Origin of the sequence: Actinomadura macra NBRC 14102 (assembly GCF_001552215.1) — a bacterium.
Lineage (GTDB): Bacteria > Actinomycetota > Actinomycetes > Streptosporangiales > Streptosporangiaceae > Spirillospora > Spirillospora macra.
The window spans coordinates 267,749-286,044 of record NZ_BCQT01000015.1; the positions used below are offsets into that span (position 1 = coordinate 267,749).

The window sequence follows — 18,296 nt, forward strand, 5'->3', positions numbered from 1 at the left end:
GACGCCGTGACGAGCCGTCCCGGCGGTGCCGCGTCGCGCCCTGCGCCCTGCGGCACCGCCGGTGAATCGACGTGCCCGGCGGTTATTGTTGAAGTGTTCCGGGGGACGGCCCGCTCAGGGGCCGACGATCCGCGTGTCTGCGGCCCCATCCTGAGGGGAACTTTGTGAATGCGGCATTTCGATCACATTGACACCGCGCATCGCAAGCACCTCTTCTACCGGCACCCGCGGCGCTTCGAGCGCCACGACGACCCCGCGGTGCTGGCGGTGGCGCTCGGCGCGACGCTCTACAGCCCGGCGACCCGTCCCGTCCTCGCCGACGACATCGAGAAGGCGGCGCGGCGGGGCCTGATGAGCATGGTCGTGTGCCTGGAGGACGCGATCGCCGACACCGACGTCCCGGCGGGGGAGGCCAACGTGGTCGCCCAGTTGCGGGCGCTGCGGGGGCGCGGCGCGGATGTGCCGCTGCTGTTCATCCGGATCCGCCGGCCAGAGCAGATCGGCGACCTGGTCGACCGGCTCGGGGACGCCGCGCCGCTGGTCACCGGGTTCGTTCTGCCGAAGTTCAGCGCGGCGGGCGGTGGAGCGTTCCTCGATGCGCTGGAGGACACCGCCGCCCGCACCGGGTTGCGGCTCCTCGCCATGCCGGTGATCGAAAGCCCCGAGGCCGTGTACGCCGAGACGCGCGCGGAGATGCTGAACGACGTGGCGCGGCTGCTCGCCAAGCACCGGGAGCGGATCCTCGCCATCCGGCTCGGGGCGACCGACATGTCGGCCGCCTACGGGCTGCGCCGCCCCCCGGACCTGACGATCTACGACATCCGTCCCGTCGCGGGGGTGATCTGCGACGTCGTCAACGTCCTCGGCCGCGCGGACGGCAGCGGGTTCGTGGTGACGGGGCCGGTCTGGGAGTACTTCTCGGCGGGCGAGCGGATGTTCAAGCCGCAGCTGCGCCAGTCCCCGTTCGAGGCGCAGCACGCCGCGCCGCTGCGCCAGCGCTTGATCACGTCCGACTTGGACGGTCTGATCCGCGAGGTGCATCTGGACAAGGCCAACGGCCTCACCGGCAAGACCGTGATCCATCCCAGCCACGTGGCGGCCGTCCACGCGCTGTCGATCGTGACGCACGAGGAGTACTGCGACGCGGCCGACATCCTCGGCGTGGCGGGAGGGGGCGCTATGGCGAGCTCTTACGCGAACAAGATGAACGAGGCGAAACCGCATCGCGCGTGGGCGGAGCGGCTGATGCTGCGCGCCCGGGTGTTCGGTGTGGCGGCCGAGGGCGTGACCTTCGTCGAGCTCCTGGAAGCGGCGGGCAGCCGTTGACCTGGCAGGGGGAGTGGGTGGCGTCCCGGCTGGGCGTGCGGCTGGCCGATGGTGCGCGTCCGGCGGGGGTGGGCCTTGCCGATCTGGTGGGGCTGGCCGTCCGGCGGAATCCGAAACGCGCTCATCTACTGGTGTCGGCCGTGCTGGGCAAGCACGTGCCGACCGATCCTCGGCTCGTGTACGGGGCCGGGCTCCTGCTGGGCGACCTCGTGCGCGCGCGCCTGCGCGATGAGGATGTGTCCCACGGGGGAGCCTCGCTCGCGGATGCGCTACTCGGTGTGAAGGGGGCGGCTGCGGCCCTGCGTGACGCACTGCGCGGCTCTATGCGGGAGTCGTGGACGCCTGTGGACGCCGTCGTGCTCGGCTTTGCGGAGACGGCCACGGCGCTGGGACACTCCGTGGCGGACGCACTGGGCGGTGCCTACTACCTGCACTCCACACGCCGTCCGGTACCGGGGCTCGCCGCGTACGGCGGGTTCGAGGAAGAGCACAGCCACGCCACGAGCCATCTGCTGCTACCGGGCGATGGGAAGGCGCTCGACCAGGACGTACCGGTCGTGCTGGTGGACGACGAGCTGTCGACGGGGCGGACCGTCCTCAACACGATCGAGGCGCTGCATGCCGTCCGTCCTCACCAGCAGTACGTGGTGGCGGTGTTGGTCGATCTCCGCGACGAGGGCGATGAGGCGCACATGAACGCCCTCGCCGACCGTCTTGGCGCCAGGATCGACGTGGTTGCGCTTGCTCACGGCCGAGTGGAACTGCCCGAGGGTGTTCTCAAGGCAGGACAGACCCTGGTTAAGGACCTGTCCAGCCGTGTCTTGCCCAACGCTGCCCGCGCCTCATTCGAAGTGACCCGCGTAAACCTGGAGTGGCCGAGTGAGGTTCCGGACGGTGGACGGCACGGGTTCCTGCCCATCCACCGGACGTGGCTGGAAAAGGATCTCCCACGCATGGCTGACGTCCTGACGCCCCACCTCGACGGTGCAGATCATGTACTGGTGCTCGGCTTCGAGGAACTGATGTACGCGCCCCTGAGGTTGGCCGAAACGCTCGCCGATGCGAAGCCGGACTCGGACGTCCGGTATTCGACGACCACCCGCTCTCCCGTCCTGGCAGTGGACGATCCGGGGTACGCGATCCGGACGCGCCTGGCCTTCCCCTCGCATGACGACCCATCCGATGGACCAGGGGAGCGCTACGCCTACAACGTGGACGCTTCGTTCGATCGGATCGTGCTGGTCGTGGACGACGTAGGCGACACGGCTGAACTTTCCCAGGGGCTCCTGGAGCGGCTGCGCGCGCTTGCACCGGTCCTGCTCGTGACCGTCCCCGCCTACAGGAACCAATCATGACGCCACTACCGGAGCCTCTCTACGGTCCGGAGTTCGGCAGCTATCCGGCGGAGGACGTCGCATGGCTGCTCAAAGACCTGTCCGAAGCGCGCTTGGAGGCTCCGACCGAGGAGCGTGAGGCTGCGATCCAAGCCGGCCGCGCGCACTACGCCGAGTCGCTACCGATGGAGTACCAGCCGGGGCCCGAGTACCGGCGGCTGTTCCAGGAGGCCCTGGAGGAGTCGGCAGAGCGGCTGGCGTACGCGACGGGCCTGCTCACCGAGATGATTCTCGCCGAGCGGGGCCCGGACGCCGTCCTGGTTTCGCTGGCGCGGGCGGGCACACCGGTCGGCGTACTGATCCGCCGCTGGGCACGGTTCGCGCATGGCCTGGACCTGGCGCACTACGCGATCAGCATCGTCCGCGGCCGAGGCATCGACACCGTCGCGCTCCAGTACGTGGCCGGGCGCCACAACCCGGCCACAGTGATGTTCGTAGATGGATGGACGGGAAAGGGCGCGATATCCCGCGAGCTGACGGCCGCGTTGTCGGAATACACCGGAGCCCGGTTCCTTGATGATCTCGCCGTCTTGGCAGACCCGGGACGGTGCACCACCCTCTACGGAACCCGAGACGACTTTCTGATCCCGTCCGCTTGCCTCAACTCCACCGTTTCGGGTCTCATCAGCCGTACGGTGTTGAACGACGATCTGATCGGGCCCGGTGACTTCCACGGCGCGAAATTCTATGCGGACCTGGCCGACGACGACGTTTCAGCCCACTTCCTCGACACCGTCTGCGCGCGCTTCGCAGACGTCGCCGAACAGGTCGCGAAAGACCTTCCAGACCTGCGCGCCTCCGACCGGACTCCCGACTGGTCAGGCTGGGAGGCCGTCAGCCGTGTCGGAGCCGTGCACGGCGTGGACGACCTTAACCTCATCAAGCCGGGCGTCGGGGAGACCACACGGGTCCTGCTGCGCCGCGTTCCCTGGAAGGTCCTCGTGCGGACCGACGCTGAGGCGGATCTGACGCACATCCGATTGCTGGCCCGAGAACGCGGCGTCCCCGTCCTTGACGTGGATGACATCCCATACGCGTGCATGGGGCTGATCCACCCCCGGTTCGGAAAGGGAGGCGTACAGTGACCGTCCTGGTGTGCTCGGACCTCGACCGCACGCTCATCTACTCGGCGGCCGCGTTCGCCTTGGACGGCCCGGACGAGACCATGCCGCGCCTACTCTGCGTCGAGTTCTACCAGGGCGCGCCGCTTTCCTACGTCACCGAGACGGCCGCGCAGACCCTGGAGGCCCTCGCAAGGGCCGCCACGTTCGTTCCCACAACCACGCGCACGCCGGAGCAGTACCGGCGCGTCCACCTGCTGGAGAAGCCGCCCGCATACGCGATCTGCGCGAACGGCGGCCATCTCCTCGTGGACGGTGTGGACGACCCAGCGTGGTCGGCCGAAGTCCGCTCCCAGCTCGACTCCGCATGCGCTCCCCTCACGGAAGTGCAGAACCACCTGGTCAACCTGGGCGGCGAGTTCGTCCTCAAACGCAGGACCGCCTCCGACCTGTTCGCCTACACGGTCGTCGACCGCACGGCCCTCCCCGCGGGCTGGGTCGAGGACCTCAGCGGCTGGTGCGCCGAACGCGGCTGGCGCACGTCCCTGCAAGGCCGCAAGGTCTACTGCCTGCCGGCCTCCCTGACCAAGTCCACGGCGGCCGCCGAGGTCGCCCGCCGCACCGGCGCGTCCCGGACGCTCGCCGCCGGCGACTCCCTCCTGGACATCGACCTCCTCGAATCCGCCGACGCCGCCGTCCGTCCAGCCCACGGCGAACTGCACGGCGCCGGGTGGACGTCGCCCGCCACCGTCGTGACCGCGTCCTGCGGCATCATCGCCGGCGAGGAGATCGCCGGCCGGCTTCTCGATCTGGTCACATCGGAATAAATCACCGAATGCCCGTCCCGCGTGTGGAGAATCGACCGGCCGCCAGGGGTCGTCGCGGCCGGTTTCCGCGGTCACAATCACGGTGAGGCCCCGACCAGGGAGGGCGCCCTGAGAACATGAGCACCCGTCTCACCGGTGACGAGACCGCGCTGTGGCAGGCCGCGGCTCGGGTGCTCGACGCCAACTGGACCGGCACCGCGACCTCCGCATCTCCGGGGCTCTACCCGCACCAATGGAGCTGGGACTCGGCGTTCATCAGCATGGGCCTAGCACGGCACCGCCCGGACCGCGCCGAGGCCGAACTGCTCTCGCTCTTCCGCGGCCAGTGGGCTGACGGGATGCTCCCGCACATCGTGTTCAACAACACCCTCGCCCGCCACGCGTTCTTCCCCGGCCCGGAACTGTGGCGCAGCGAACGCCAGCCCGGCGCTCCCAGCGGCGTCCACACCTCCGGCCTCACCCACCCTCCGCTGCACGCCCTCGCCGCTCTCCGCCTCCACGCGTGCGCTCCCGACGCCGACGGCAGCCGCGCCTTCCTCGCCCGCCTGTACCCCCTGCTGGTCGCCCAGCACCGCCACCTCGCCCGCGCCCGCGACCTGGCCTCCAGCGGCCTCATCGCGATCTGCCACCCGTGGGAGTCGGGTATGGACAACAGCCCCGCCTGGGACCGCCCGCTCGGTGCGGTCCGGCTCCCACCCACCGCCTACGCGCCCGCCCACATCCCCCGGATGCTCCCGACCGGTGAGGACTACGACCGCTATGTCTGGCTCGCCACCCTCATGCGCGAGGCCGGCTACCACCCCAGCTACCTCCGCGAGTCGCACCCGTTCGCCGTCGAGGACCCCCTCGTCAACGCCACCTACCTCGCCTCGACCCACGCCCTGGCCGAGGTCGCCGCGATCATCGGCGGGGACCCCACCCCGCACCGCGAGTGCGCCCAGCGCGTCCACACCGCGCTCCTCGACCGGCTCTGGGACGCCGAAGCCGGCTGCTTTCGGGCCCGTGACCTGCGTGAGGACCGGCTCCTGCCGATCGTCACCGCCGCCTCGTTCGGCCCCCTCCTCGACCCCGACCTGCCGGCGCCGATCGTCCGGAGTCTGGTCGACCTCCTCCTGTCGGCCCGCTTCGCCGGAGCCGCCGGATACCCCGTCCCCACCTGCGACATCCAGGCCCCCGTCTTCGACCGCGGCGGTTACTGGCGCGGACCCACCTGGATCAGTACGAACTGGCTCCTGTGGTACGGCTCGCTCGCCCACGGCCTCCCGGTGATCGGAGACCTGCTCTACGGGTCGACCATGCGCCTCGTCCGCCAGTCCGGCTTCCGCGAGTTCTTCGACCCCTTCGACGGGACGGGCCGCGGCTCCCACGACCACTCCTGGTCCGCGGCGCTCGTCCTGGACCTGCTCGCAGCCCGCCGCGCACCGCAGGCCGCCTGATCGCCTACCGTTGGGGCATGCGCCTACTCCGAGGCCGGGTGCCCGCCGGCGTCATCCTGGAACGCGGCGAACGCGCCCTCGCCACGGCCCCCACCCGCGGCGGCTCCCATGTCACGGCCACCACGACGGCCCTGCACATCCCGGCCCCCGAGGGCGGCTTCACCCGCGTCCCCTGGGAACGCGTCGACCAGGCGTCGTGGAAGGACGGCTGGCTCCACGTCCAGGAGACCTCCTCCGGGACGGAGCACCACGTCCGCCTCACCGACCCGGGCTCCGTCCCCGAGACCGTCCGGGAACGCGTCACCGCGACGATCGCCGTCAACCATCAGGCCCGGCTGCCCGGCGGTGGCAAGGTCCGCATCGCCGGCCGTCGCCCCGCCATCGGCGGCGACGTCCGCTGGTCCTTCGTCTTCGATGCGGACCTCGACTCCGACGACCCGGGCCTGCGCGCCCAGGCCGAGCAGATCCTGGAGGACCTACGCCGCCAGACCGGCCTCTAACCCGGGTAGACGGGCGGCTGCTCCGCGTCGGCCTTCTCACTGTGCCCCTGCACCTGCTGCGGCACCTTCTCCTTGGCCGCCGACGACAGGCTTCCGGCCTTGTCGCGCGCCACTCCCGCGACTTCGGTGCCCTTGGCCCGCAACTTCTCCGTGGCTTCCTGCACGTTCGGATTCTCCGACACCTGACGCGACCACTGCTTCAGCTGCTCGTACCGCTCGCGCCCCGCCCTCGTCCCGAGGACGTAGCCGATCGCGGCGCCGGCGATGAACGTGTATTTCATGATAACTCCCAGGTCCCGGCGGTAAGATCCCTCACCCATACCCACGATCGGCGCCTCCATCCACCCCGCCGATAACGCGTGCGCGAACAGCCCCGGACATGCGCTAACCTAGACGCGCCAGCAGGGCCCAGGGCCCCCGGCGAGCACGATCCCGCGTAGCTCAATCGGCAGAGCAGCCGGCTGTTAACCGGCAGGTTATTGGTTCGAGTCCAATCGCGGGAGCAAGAGTGTCCTTTCAGATTGCAGGTCAGGCCCCATTCGCGTAGGCGGAATGGGGCCTTGCGCTGAGCCCGGTCAGGCGCGTTCAGGATTTGAGAGCGCGCAGCCGCTTGGGCTTGGCGGCCTTCTTCCAGACACCGGCGATCTCGTCGGCCGCCTTCGCCGCCGTGCAGCGGGAGTCGCCGGCCAGCAGGCCGAGGGTGTAGACGTCGGCCGGGTGGGCCGCGGGCTCATCGGCCAGGCGCCGGGCCTGCCGCGCGGCCACGACGCTGTCCTGGTGGACGCCGAGGATGTCCTGGATGTGCTCGGCCTGCCGGGCCAGCTTGCGCGCGGGCTTGCCGAAGGCGGGCGTCGCCGCTTCGGCCGTGTAGCGGACGCGCTTGGCGGCCTTGCGTGTCCTGTGCAGGGCGGCGTCACGCTCGGGACCGGCGGCGCCCTCCCGGGCCTCGCCGTAGGCGCGGGTCATCTTCCGCCAGGCCCGGTCGATGACCTTGACGGTCTGCTTCTTGGGTCTGCCGGACGCCCGCTCGTTGACCGGCGGGTCGGTGACGAAGATGTCGAGGGCATCCAGGAGGGCGGCGTACCGGGGACTCGACAGGGTCTGGCGAAGACGTCCGCGCGCCCGCCGCTCGCGTGCGGCCAGTTCAGTCATGAACACCGGATGGCCGCCGACGTCGGGGCTCGCCGCGAGCCGCTGATCGAAGCGCGCCTGTAGAACCTCCAGGTCGCGGACCTCACCCAAGGCGTCAGTGAGCCATTTGAGCTCGGCGTCCACGGCGCTGGTGCGCTGCTGCTCCAGAACCTTGCGGTGAGTGCGCAGGACGCTTCGGATCCGCCTGGCCGCCACCCGCATCTTGTGGACGGAGTCGTCGTCGTGGTCGGCGAGCCGCACCAGCGGGTCGTACGCCAGGAGAGATTCACGCTGCCGGGCTATGTAGGCGGTCAGCACTTCAGCGGCGTTGGCGGCGCCCGCGGGACGGTCGGAGCGTCCCGCGTCCACGCCGAGGGCAAGGCTGAGCTTGCTCGCGGAACCGCCGTCGGAGGCTCCGGCGCCGCGCAGCCGCCTCTCCACCGCGTCGATGAGACCCGGCTCGCCCTCGGACAGTTCCACTTCGATCTCGCGCCACGACCGCCTGCCGGAACCGCTGGTGGGATCGTCCAGGCGATGTGCCGTCACGGTGTCGTCTGCGAGCTCGGCCAGCACCGTCCCTGCCTTCGACCGCAGGAACCACTCGGTCCGGACGGTCGCGATCTCGGCGACCGGGACGAGGCCCCGACCGCGGGTATAGGCGGTGACGAGTCGCGTGAGCTGTTCGGGTATCCCGCTCTCCCGCCCGGCCGGGACGTGGATCTCCCGCCGCTCGTCCGCGCCGGCCGGCAGCTTCAGATCCCATGCCGGCTCCCCGTCGCCGGTACGGTGCCGCAACGTGATGTTACGGGACATCAGGCGCAGGTCCGGAGTGTCGAAGTACAGGGCGGCGAGGGTGCGGGTCTGGGAGGTACCGACGTCTTCGCATCCGGCGACACCCCGGAGGTCCGGGACGCGGAAGTCGACGCTGACGTCGTACTTGCGTTCGACCTCGAGGTTGATGCTCACGATCATTCCTTTCGCTGGGGGGCTGCCCCTGGCCGTACCCCCCTCTACCACTTGAAAAGTGAACTCTTATTGCGACCCGCTGACCAGCGGCCCAGCCTCCGGCCGCGCGGGGACGGGCAGCACCGGCGGCGTTCGAGGTGTTCGAGCCGGGCCGGGGATGAGCAGGGCCGCCAAGGCGCCGGCCAGGGACAGCAAGCCGCTGGTGACGATGGCTGGAGCGAAGCCGTCGGAGAAGGATTCGGCGGTGCTGTAGTCGCCGTTGGCGGTGAACACCGCGGCGAGGATCGCCACGCCCAGGACTGCGGCGAACTGGCGCAGGGTGTTGAAGACGCCGGAAGCCTTGCCGATCTCCTGGGGTCCCACGGCGTTGATGACGGAGGTCTGTGTGGCCGGCATCGCCATGCTGATTCCGGCCCCTGCGAGAACCATCGGTGCGATCAGTTGCCAGAACGCGAGTGACGGTTCGGCGGCTAGTCCGATCCAGAGCATGCCGGTGGCCTGCATGGTCAGTCCGATGACGGTGAGAGTACGGGCTCCTACACGGTTCACCAGGGTTCCCGCGACGGGTGCCACGACGGTCACCGTGGCTGTCCACGGGACGAGGTGGAGGCCGGAGGCCAGTGGCCCGTCGCCCAGCGCGGTCTGGAGGAATTGGGCCATGAAGAAGAGCGAGCCGTACAGGGACGCGTACGAGAAGAGCGCGGTCGCGTTGGCTGCGGAGAAGCCACGAGAGCGCAGCAGGCGCATGGGGACCATCGGGTGCCGGACGCGCAGTTCCCAGAGGATGAAACCCACCAGGAATGCCGCTCCGGCCAGCAGTGCGCTGTCCACTTCCAGGGCGTCCCATCCGGCGCTGTTGGCGCGGATCAGGCCCCAGACGAGGCCGAGCGCGCCGGCGGTCACCAGGACGACGCCGCCGAGGTCGAGGGAGGCGGTGGCGCCGCGGCTCTCCGGGATGCGTCGCAGCACCAGGGGGATGACGGCCAGGCCGATCGGGACGTTGAGCCAGAAGATCCACTGCCAGGCGAGTCCCTGGGTGACGATCCCGCCGACGACGGGTCCGGCCACCACCGCGAGGCCGGTGAGCCCGGCGAAGACGCCCAGGGCCCCGGCGCGTCGCTCGGGTGGGAAACCGTTGCTCAGCAACGCCATCGCCAGCGGCATCACCAGTGCGGCCCCGCATCCCTGGACGGCGCGGGCGGCGATCAGCCAGCCGATGCCGGGGGCCAGGGCGCACCCCGCCGAGGCCGCCGTGAACAGGCCCAGGCCGGAAACGAGCATGCGCCTGCGTCCGAACCGGTCGCCGAGCGCCGCCCCGGTCATCAGCAGTGCGGCGAAACTCAGGCCGTAGGCGTTCACGGTCCATTCGAGCTGTTCCATGGTGGCGGACAGGTCGAGCCGGATCCTGGGAAGCGCGGTCGCCACCACCGTCGCGTCCAGGGCCACCATCAGCGACGCCGTCGCGGTCAGGGCGAGCAGCCAACCGCTTGTCCTTGCGGGCATGTGTTTCCTTCAGGTTCTCGGTTCACGGGTCGCCTGTACATACCGGCCGCGCCGCGAGATTCAGCGGACGGAAGCCGACGACTTCGTTCTGCGCGTCCGGTCAGTACAAGGGGAGGTGCGTCCTGTGAAGACCGATGAGAAGAATGCCGATGAGTTCGCACGGCTGGCCGATCCGTTCCGGCGCGAACTGCTGGCCTACTGCTATCGCATGCTCGGTTCGGTTCATGATGCCGAGGACCTGGTCCAGGAGGTCTACCTGCGTGCGTGGCGCTCGTACGCCGGGTTCGACGGCCGCGCGTCGCTGCGGACGTGGTTGTACCGGATAGCGACGAACGCGTGCCTGAACGCCCTGGAGCACAGCAGCCGCCGGGTGCTGCCCTCCGGCCTCGCCTCGCCGTCCGCCGACCCGCCACCGGTCGGTGCGCGCGCTCCTGAAGTGGCCTGGCTGGAGCCGTTCTCCGAGAGGCTGATCGGTGGCGTCCCCGAGGATCCGGCCGCGGTCGTGGCGGCGCGGGCGGGTCTGCGGCTGGCGCTGATCGCCGCGCTGCAGTACCTGCCGGGCAGGCAGCGGGCGGTGGTGGTCCTGCGGGACGTGCTGGCCTGGCCGGCGGCCGAGGTCGCCGACCTGCTCGGGATGACCAGTACCGGGGTGAACAGCACGCTGCTGCGTGCCCGCTCCCGGCTGGAGCGGCTCGTCCCCGCGAGTGACGAGATCACCGAGCCGGACGAACCGGCGCAGCGCGAGTTGCTCGACCGGTTCGCCAAGGCCTTCGAGGCCGTCGACATTCCCGCGATCACCCGTTTGCTCACCGAGCAGGCCGCCTGGGAGATGCCACCCGTCCCGCACTGGTTCAGTGGTCGGGATGCCATCGGTCGGCTACTCGAAACGCGGTTGTCGCCCGGTGGAAACCGGCTCGTCCCTACTCGCGCGAACGACCAGCCGGCCTTTGGAATGTACCTGCGAGGCGAGGACGGGGTGCTTCACGCGCATTCCATTCAGGTGCTCACCGTGACGCGTTCGGGCATCGTCCACATTTCCAGCTTCATCGACGATTCCCTCTTCGATTTCTTTGACCTTCCCCTCGTCCATGAGTGAGGGTGCTTTCCCCATTGTCACGGGGGCGGGTGATCGCGTTCAGGAGGGCCTGGACGTCGCGGGCTTCGGGGACGTCCACAGCGCTTCGGCGTCGAGAAGCGCCCGGATCTGGTCGGTCTAGGTCGAGACGGTGTCGGCGACAGGCGAGAGGGCAAGGCGCGTTCCACGCGCGGCGCAGCGCCTTGCCGACGTGAACACCGGCCGGCCGCGTCGAAGTCGTGCTCGGCCACCTGCGATGCCTTGGCCAGTCCACGTCCAGATCGTGCCGACATGAAACCTCCGCGTAAGGGTTCCGGCGAGAAGATCGCCTCGGTCACTGGTCGACACTGAGGCGCTGATCCCTCTGTGCTGCGAGAGCCCCGGTGCCTTGTCCGCGCCGGGGCTATCTCGTGAGGGATGCCAGCCAGGTGTCCAGGGTTTGCTGAGATGCCTGGAGCCGGGTGATCGTGTCGGAGACGCGGATGCGCTCTCGCTGGAGGTGGGCGACCATGCCAGGGCATGGTTCGGGGATCAGGGTCTCGCCGTCGTCGTGGACGCAGTCCAGGACGACGGCGATCACCGCTGTGGGCAGTCCCGCGTCGAGGAGTGCGCGGATGTGGCGTACCGCGGTCACATCGGACTCGCTGTACTCGCGGTAGCCGTTGTCCAGGCGGATCGGTCGCAGCAGGTCCTGCTGTTCGTAGTAGCGCAGCAACCGCGGGTTCACGCCGGTCCGGTCGGCCAGCTCGCCGATCCTCATGCTCGTCCCCTTCGTCGGCGGTTGACCCTCACATGATGTGAGGCTCTAACGTCCGAAACGCCAGCGATCATCCAGGGGAAGGGGCGAGGGATGCCGGGAGCGGTGGTCATCGGGGCGGGACCGGGGATCGGCCGGTCGGTCGCCCGGCGGTTCGCGCGGGAGGGGCTACCGGTGGCATTGGTGGCTCGGACGGGCGCGACGGTGCGGGCGGTCGCGGACGATGTCGCGTCGCTCGGGGTGCCTGCTGTGCCTCTGGTGGCCGACAGCGCCGACGAGACGGCCCTGCGCACCGCGCTCGACGCGGCGGCCGGGGAACTGGGGGCTCCGGACGTGGTGGTGTACAACGCCGCGATCATCCGGCCGGACGGTCTCGGGGACCTGCCGGTGCGGGCGCATCTGGAGGCGTGGTCGGTCAACGTGGTCGGGGCCCTGACGGCGGCGGCGCATACGGTGCCCGCCATGGCGCAGCGGGGTGCCGGGTCGTTTCTGGTGACCGGTGGAATGCCCGAGCCGAAACCGGAGTATGTGAGCCTGTCGCTGGGCAAGGCCGGCGTGCGCACGCTCGTTGAACTGCTCGACATCGAGTACGGCCCGGCGGGGGTGCATGTGGCGTCGGTGACCGTGGACGGCGCCGTGGCTCCCGGTACCGCGTTCGATCCTGATCGGATCGCCGAGCGCTACTGGGACCTGCATGTTCAGCCGCGGGATCGCTGGCAGCGCGAAGCCCTGTACCAGGGGTGAGGCGTTCAGCAGTTCCTGGACACGGCTGTCCCATTAGGCGGGCATGATGCGGAGCACGGCTTGTCCGCCCTGGAGCGCCAGGACGGCGACGGCGAAACCGTTCTGTATGGCCACACTGTTCAGACCCACGGTCAGCCGAAATCTGCCGTCCGCGGACTCGCTGCTGAAGTTGCCGGAGCCGGTGCCGGTGGTGGAATCGCCGAGGTAACGTCCGACGACGGTCACATCGGTGGCGCTCACCGATTGCACACGCACCGACGCGACCTCCAGCCGGCGGGGCACCGGGATCTTCGCGGACGCGCCGACACGTACCTCGCACCTGCCGTCGGTGCACGCCGCCAGGTTCGTGTCGTCCGCCGCTGTCACGGAGGCGGAAGCCGAGGCGCGGGAACTACGCGGGCCGGAGGACGGCGACGAGGTGTCGGGGCTCGAAGCGCAGCCGACCAGGGCCAGCCCTCCGCCCGTCGCCGCGATCAGTGCCAGGAACCGTGAACCTGATGACACTGGAACTCCTCTGCCGTCGCTCGGGATGTCGGCGGTACCACGTCAGCGGCTTCGGCTGCCGGTGGGGTGGGCCCGAGTCAACAGCAGGACGCGGGGGAGGGGTCCCGGGGCGCCTGGTAGAAGGCGGCGGGTCTCGTCAGGGCTTTCGGGCTACCGCGCCGTAGCCGTTGACGTGGTCGGGGGTTCCGCCCTGGGCAGGGTCCGGTCGCCATTGCGTGATGGAGACCGTGCCCGGCTCGATCCTCTCCAGGCCGTCGAAGAAGGCGTCGACGTGCTCGACGCTGCGGAGGTGGTAGGGAAGCGTTCCCGATTCGGCGTAGGTCTCGGTGCTGCGCTTGGCGGCCTCGGAGGTGTCGGTGCAGTCCCAGAGCACGAGGTGGCTGCCCGAGGGCACTCCGGCCATGGTGTCGGCGACGATCCGCCGGGCCGTCTCGTAGTCCTGGCAGAACCCGAGCACACCCATGAACATGACCGCGATCGGCTGGTTGAAATTCAGGACGTTGGCAGCCTCTTCGAGGATCTGCCCGGGATGGTGGTAGTCGGCGTCGAGGTAGTCGGTGACGCCCTCGGGGGTCGTGCCGCGCAGGAGCGCGCGTGCGTGGGCGAGCACCATGGGGTCGTTGTCGACGTAGACGACGCGGGCTTCCGGGATGATTTGCTGGGCGATCTCGTGGGTGTTGGACTGGGTGGGCAGTCCCGAGCCGATGTCCAGGAAGTTGCGGATCTTCGCTTCGGCCACCAGGTATTGGACGACGCGGATCAGGAAAAGTCGGGATTGTCGGGCGATTGTGATGACCTCGGGGTTGATCGCGGCGGTCGCGTCCCCGATCGCCCGATCGATCTCGTAGTTGTCCTTGCCGCCCAACCAGTAGTTCCATGCCCGTGCAGGGGAGGGAATGTCGGTTCGGAACCGTTCTGCGGCATTTTGCGGCAAATAAGGCGGAAGGTGTGAGGGCGGGTTGGTCGGAGAGGTGCCAGAAGGGGGCATCGTCGACTCCTCGGAAGGCGTGACCGGACTAGAGGGATCATATATTTTCGCGGCGTTGGTGGCGTTTCGGAGAAGCCGGATCGCCCCAGCGGGAACGGTCCCATGCCGGCGGCCATGAAAAGATCAAGGATTTCACCTCGTGGCGCCGCACTGTGATCGATGTCACGAGCTCTCATGGCAGATTCAGCCGGCCATTGTCGCTGGTGGGCCGGTCGTTGGTGAACTGCGGGTAGCTGAAAGTACCCGATGGCTCTTTTTGCCGGGATGAACGCCTCTGGTGGCCCAAGGGCGTGCCCGTAAGGGTGGAGGCATGAGCAAGCCATTTGGTACCCCCGATCCCGAGACGCTTGCGGAGCTGCGCAGGCGGGTGAGTGAGCTGCGCGCCGACTGCGCGGCGGCCGAGTCGCTGTGGGCGCCGCAGATCGAACGTGTCGACGATCGCCATGGCCCCAGCGCCCTGAACCTGGTGCACTACTGGGCGCTGCGCCGGCATGATCTTCGCGGCTTGCAGAGCGGCCTGGCCGCGGTGGGTCTGTCGTCCCTGGGGCGTAGCGAATCGCACGTTCTGGCCTCCCTCGGCGCGGTGACGCGGGCGATCGACGCGCTGGCCGGACGTGGGGACGGACCCGTCCGCGACGTCCCGTCCGGCGAGTCGGCCGAGGAGCCGCTCATCGGCCTGGCAGGAGGGCGGCGGCTGCTTCGCCGGCGGGCGGTGGCGTTGCTGGGGCCGAGCCCGGAGGGCCGGGAGTCGCGCATCATGGTGACGCTGCCCGCCGCTGCCGCAGGCGACCCGCGGCTGGTCCGTTCACTGGCCGAGCACGGAATGGACATGGCACGGATCAACTGCGCCCACGACGGGCCCGAGACGTGGGAGCGGATGATCCGGCACACGCGGGCCGCGGGCGCCGCCGTCGGCCGCGACATCGACGTCGCCATGGATCTGGGTGGCCCGAAACTGCGGACCGGGCCGCTGGTGGAAGGACCGACGGTGGTCCGGCTGCGCCCGGTCCGCGATCTGCTCGGACGGGTCTTCGAGCCCGCCCGGTGCCGGCTCGGCGCGTCCGGCACCGCCGATCCGGGGGAGGATCTCCCCGTGCTGCCCGTCCCGGTGGCCTGGGCCACGCGGCGCCGTCCGGGCGAGACCATCAGGCTGCGCGACACCCGCGACGCCGAACGACGGCTGGTCATCGAGAGCGTGGGCGACGGGGGCGCGACGGCCTCCTGCGAGCACACGGCCTACATCGCGACCGGCACTGTGCTGCGGGCGCACGGAGACGCGGACGTTTCGGTCGGGCCGCTGCCGCCGGTACCGCTGTACCTGACGCTGCGCAGGGGGGACACGCTGATCCTCACCCGGGACTGCCGCCCGGTCCCGGTATCGTCCCTGCCCGCGCGGATCGGATGCACGATGCCGCAGGTGTTCGGGCATGTCCGGCCCGGCCAGGACGTCTGGTTCGACGACGGAAAGATCGGCGGTACGGTCGTGAGCTCCGGACCCGACGAGATCGAGGTCTCCATCACCCGGGCCCGTCGCGGCGGATCGCGGCTGCGCGCAGGGAAGGGGATCAACTTTCCCGAGAGCACCCTGCCGGTCTCGGCCCTCGGCGAGCAGGACCGCACGGACCTGCGGTTCGTGTCCGCCCACGCGGACCTGGTCGGGATCTCCTTCGTCCGAGAGGCGAGCGACATCGCCGACCTGCTGAGGGAACTGGACGACCTGGGCGACGCACGCCTGGGCGTCGTCGTCAAGATCGAGACGGTGCGGGCCTTCGAGAACCTGCCCGAGATCCTGCTGACCGCCATGCGCCGCCCGCGCGTGGGGGTGATGATCGCCCGCGGTGACCTGGCCGTCGAATGCGGTTACCAGCGGCTGGCCGAGTTGCAGGAAGAGATCCTCTGGCTGTGCGAGGCGGCCCATCTTCCGGCCATCTGGGCGACGCAGGTGCTCGACCGGATGGCGCGCTCCGGCATTCCGTCCCGGGCGGAGATCACCGACGCGGCCATGAGCGCTCGCGCCGAGTGCGTGATGCTCAACAAAGGCCCGTACATCGTGGAGGCGGTGATCGTCCTGGACGACATCCTGCGCCGGATGACCACGCATCAGGACAAGAAGGACACATTGCTGCGGTCCCTGAAGTCGTGGCGGGCCGCTGACGGCGCGGGAGGATCCCCATGAGCAGGCCGTCCCAGACCGACCGGGAACGTGACGTCGACCAGGAGCGGAAGGCCGAGCAGGAGCGCAAGGCATTGATCCGGCTGCGCGACCGGCTGGTGATCACCTATGGGGCCGAGGTCTCGCCTGAGGAGGTCGCCGCTCTGATCGACGAGGCCGTCGCGGGTTTCGCGGCCGTCTCCATCCGCGACTTCGTCCCCCTGCTGGTGGAAAGGACCGTCCGCGACGAGTTGCGGCGACGCGCCCGCGGTGACGCCGTGGCGGCCACCGCTGAAAGAGGGGGACGGTGATGGCCGAGATCGTCCGCGAGACCGAACATAAGTACGAGGCGCTACCGGAGACCCTCGCCGCACTGGCGGGCCTGCCCGGCACGGTCCTGGACCCGGCCCGGCGCGAGACGCTGGACGCGGTCTACTACGACACCGAAGATCTGCGTCTACTGCGGGCCCGGGTGACCCTGCGGTGGCGCATCGGCGGCGGGGACGCCGGATGGCACCTCAAGCTGCCCGCCGGCCGGGACACGCGGGATGAGGTGCGGCTGCCCCTCGCCGAGCCGGAATCCGGGGAGGCGGGCCTCGCCGGCCCGGTGCCCGGGGTACCGGAGGGGGTGCCGGACGAACTGGTGTCCCTGACCGCGGCGCATGCCCGAGGCCGGCCTCTGGTGCCGGTCGCGCGGCTGCGCACGGCCCGGAAGGCACAACGCCTCACCAGCCTCACGGGCAGGCCCCTGGCCGAGGTCGTGAGCGACTCGGTGACCGCCCGGACGCTGGCGGGCGAGCCGGCCTCCGCCGACTGGGACGAGTTGGAGGTCGAGCTGATCGGAGGCGATGCCACAGTGCTGGAGGCCATCGACCGGGCACTGCGGGCGCAGGGCGCGCGTGACGCGGGATCCCCGAGCAAACTGGCGCGCCTGCTGGGTGACCGGCTGCTCCCGCCCGGCGACCGTTCCGCTCCGCCGGGCGGGGGCGAAGCGGCGGCGCGCGCGGGCGAGGTGGTCCTGGGATACCTGCGGACCCAGGTGCGCGCCGTCATCGCCTGCGATCCGCGGGTGCGGCTCGACCGGGCGGACGCGGTCCACCAGATGCGGGTCGCCACCCGCCGGACGCGCAGCGCCCTGCAGGTCTATGCGGCGATCATCGACCGGGAACGGACCCGGGAGGTGGCCGCCGAGCTCAAATGGCTCGCTGCCGCCCTGGGGGCGGCCCGCGACCGGGAGGTGTTGCTGGAACGGCTCCTGCGCCGTCTCGACGAGGTGGAGGGCGACCTCGTCCACGGGCCCGTGCGCGCCCGCGTCACCCAGCATCTCACCGAAGGGCTGGAGGAGGCCCGGCTCGCCGCGGTGGCCGAGCTGAACGGGTCCCGCTACCTCGCTCTCCTGGACGTCCTGGACGCACTGATCGCCGATCCCCCCTTCACCCGCGAGGCGGGCCGTGCCGCCGACCGGGTGCTGCCGCCCCTGCTCCACCAGGCCCAGCGGCGGCTGGAGCGGGCGCTGCGGCGCATCGACCGAGCGTCCGACCGGGACACCGCCATGCACGAGGCCCGCAAGGCGGCCAAGCGGGCCCGCTACGCCGCCGAGATCGCCGAGCCCGTGCTGGGCCGTGCGGCGAAACGGCAGGTCGCCCGGGCCAAGCGGCTCCAGGAGGTCCTCGGCGACCATCAGGACGGAGTGGTCTCCCGTGCCGTCCTGCTGGAGATCGCCGCCCGCGCCCACGGTTATGGCGAAGAGACTTTCACCTATGGCCTGCTGCACGAACGGGAGGCGTCCGCGGCACGTGATCTCGAACGCCTCTTCGGCGACGGCGTGAATTGGCGCTCGCAGGTCGACGTCCAATGATTCGGAGGAGGCTCGAGGGGACGCGGGCGGGAATGGTTGCGCAATGTGTCTGATTCGTCGCTATGGGTAGGAGG

The 18,296-nt window shown here is 70.1% G+C and carries 17 protein-coding genes and 1 tRNA gene; 12 read left to right on the top strand and 6 right to left on the bottom strand.

The features are described 5' to 3' along the window. Positions 1-168: 168 nt before the first annotated feature. The 6 genes from AMA02S_RS25125 to AMA02S_RS25150 all read left to right on the top strand — a co-directional run bounded on the left by AMA02S_RS25125 (position 169) and on the right by AMA02S_RS25150 (position 6,544). Positions 169-1,326, top strand: a complete 1,158-nt coding sequence (locus AMA02S_RS25125; RefSeq protein WP_067461879.1) for an HpcH/HpaI aldolase/citrate lyase family protein — start codon at positions 169-171, stop codon at positions 1,324-1,326. Next, on the top strand, positions 1,323-2,681 hold the full coding sequence (locus AMA02S_RS42995) for a phosphoribosyltransferase family protein (RefSeq protein ID WP_067461882.1): 1,359 nt from the start codon (positions 1,323-1,325) through the stop codon (positions 2,679-2,681). The genes AMA02S_RS25125 and AMA02S_RS42995 overlap by 4 nt, the downstream gene beginning before the upstream one ends. Further along, positions 2,678-3,805 (top strand): cysteine protease StiP family protein, encoded by a 1,128-nt coding sequence (locus tag AMA02S_RS43000; RefSeq protein ID WP_067461884.1) that lies wholly within the window; start codon positions 2,678-2,680, stop codon positions 3,803-3,805. Before AMA02S_RS42995 ends, AMA02S_RS43000 begins: the two co-directional genes overlap by 4 nt. Beyond that, entirely contained in the window at positions 3,802-4,608 is an 807-nt protein-coding gene (locus tag AMA02S_RS25140; protein ID WP_067461887.1) for an HAD family hydrolase, read from the top strand. The genes AMA02S_RS43000 and AMA02S_RS25140 overlap by 4 nt, the downstream gene beginning before the upstream one ends. A gap of 116 nt (positions 4,609-4,724) precedes the next feature. Beyond that, complete coding sequence (locus AMA02S_RS25145; protein WP_067461888.1) at positions 4,725-6,044, top strand: MGH1-like glycoside hydrolase domain-containing protein; 1,320 nt, start codon at positions 4,725-4,727, stop codon at positions 6,042-6,044. 17 nt (positions 6,045-6,061) lie between these two features. Next, a complete protein-coding gene (locus AMA02S_RS25150) occupies positions 6,062-6,544 on the top strand; it encodes a hypothetical protein (protein ID WP_067461889.1) in 483 nt (160 codons plus the stop codon). On the opposite strand, the gene AMA02S_RS43635 is transcribed toward AMA02S_RS25150, so the two are convergent. Next, positions 6,541-6,825: a YtxH domain-containing protein gene (locus AMA02S_RS43635; RefSeq protein WP_067461892.1), complete on the bottom strand. Its 285-nt coding sequence runs from the start codon at positions 6,823-6,825 to the stop codon at positions 6,541-6,543. The two genes, AMA02S_RS25150 and AMA02S_RS43635, sit on opposite strands and share 4 nt — an antisense overlap. A 149-nt stretch (positions 6,826-6,974) precedes the next feature. Between AMA02S_RS43635 and AMA02S_RS25160 the strand changes: the two genes are divergently transcribed. Beyond that, positions 6,975-7,047 (top strand) — tRNA-Asn (locus AMA02S_RS25160). Positions 7,048-7,129: 82 nt separating this feature from the next. Here the strand turns inward: AMA02S_RS25160 and AMA02S_RS25165 are convergent. Further along, positions 7,130-8,641 carry a CYTH and CHAD domain-containing protein gene (locus tag AMA02S_RS25165; RefSeq protein ID WP_169806886.1) on the bottom strand — a complete coding sequence of 504 codons (1,512 nt, stop codon included), beginning with the start codon at positions 8,639-8,641 and terminating at the stop codon, positions 7,130-7,132. Positions 8,642-8,707: 66 nt separating this feature from the next. Then, entirely contained in the window at positions 8,708-10,144 is a 1,437-nt protein-coding gene (locus AMA02S_RS25170; protein ID WP_067461896.1) for an MFS transporter, read from the bottom strand. A gap of 124 nt (positions 10,145-10,268) precedes the next feature. On the opposite strand from AMA02S_RS25170, the gene AMA02S_RS25175 reads away from it, so the two are divergent. Next, positions 10,269-11,240, top strand: coding sequence for a sigma-70 family RNA polymerase sigma factor (locus AMA02S_RS25175; RefSeq protein ID WP_067461898.1), 972 nt, complete (start codon positions 10,269-10,271; stop codon positions 11,238-11,240). A 382-nt stretch (positions 11,241-11,622) separates the two neighbouring features. On the opposite strand, the gene AMA02S_RS25180 is transcribed toward AMA02S_RS25175, so the two are convergent. After that, complete coding sequence (locus AMA02S_RS25180) at positions 11,623-11,979, bottom strand: MerR family transcriptional regulator (protein WP_067461900.1); 357 nt, start codon at positions 11,977-11,979, stop codon at positions 11,623-11,625. A gap of 90 nt (positions 11,980-12,069) precedes the next feature. Here AMA02S_RS25180 and AMA02S_RS25185 point away from each other — a divergent pair, with 90 nt between their 5' ends. Beyond that, the gene (locus tag AMA02S_RS25185; protein ID WP_067461903.1) at positions 12,070-12,720 is read left to right on the top strand and encodes an SDR family NAD(P)-dependent oxidoreductase; all 651 of its coding nucleotides are present in this window, start codon (positions 12,070-12,072) and stop codon (positions 12,718-12,720) included. 33 nt (positions 12,721-12,753) lie between these two features. Here AMA02S_RS25185 and AMA02S_RS25190 read toward each other — a convergent pair whose 3' ends face one another. Together AMA02S_RS25190 and AMA02S_RS25195 are read right to left on the bottom strand one after the other, a co-directional pair. Further along, positions 12,754-13,224: a hypothetical protein gene (locus AMA02S_RS25190; RefSeq protein WP_067461906.1), complete on the bottom strand. Its 471-nt coding sequence runs from the start codon at positions 13,222-13,224 to the stop codon at positions 12,754-12,756. A gap of 136 nt (positions 13,225-13,360) precedes the next feature. Next, on the bottom strand, positions 13,361-14,212 hold the full coding sequence (locus tag AMA02S_RS25195; protein WP_084265564.1) for an SAM-dependent methyltransferase: 852 nt from the start codon (positions 14,210-14,212) through the stop codon (positions 13,361-13,363). A gap of 310 nt (positions 14,213-14,522) precedes the next feature. Here AMA02S_RS25195 and AMA02S_RS25200 point away from each other — a divergent pair, with 310 nt between their 5' ends. The 3 genes from AMA02S_RS25200 to AMA02S_RS25210 are packed head-to-tail and all read left to right on the top strand — an operon-like array spanning position 14,523 to position 18,222. After that, positions 14,523-16,388: a pyruvate kinase gene (locus AMA02S_RS25200; protein WP_084265565.1), complete on the top strand. Its 1,866-nt coding sequence runs from the start codon at positions 14,523-14,525 to the stop codon at positions 16,386-16,388. Next, positions 16,385-16,675, top strand: coding sequence for a three-helix bundle dimerization domain-containing protein (locus tag AMA02S_RS25205; protein ID WP_067461916.1), 291 nt, complete (start codon positions 16,385-16,387; stop codon positions 16,673-16,675). Before AMA02S_RS25200 ends, AMA02S_RS25205 begins: the two co-directional genes overlap by 4 nt. After that, entirely contained in the window at positions 16,675-18,222 is a 1,548-nt protein-coding gene (locus AMA02S_RS25210) for a CYTH and CHAD domain-containing protein (RefSeq protein WP_067461919.1), read from the top strand. Before AMA02S_RS25205 ends, AMA02S_RS25210 begins: the two co-directional genes overlap by 1 nt. Positions 18,223-18,296 lie beyond the last annotated feature (74 nt).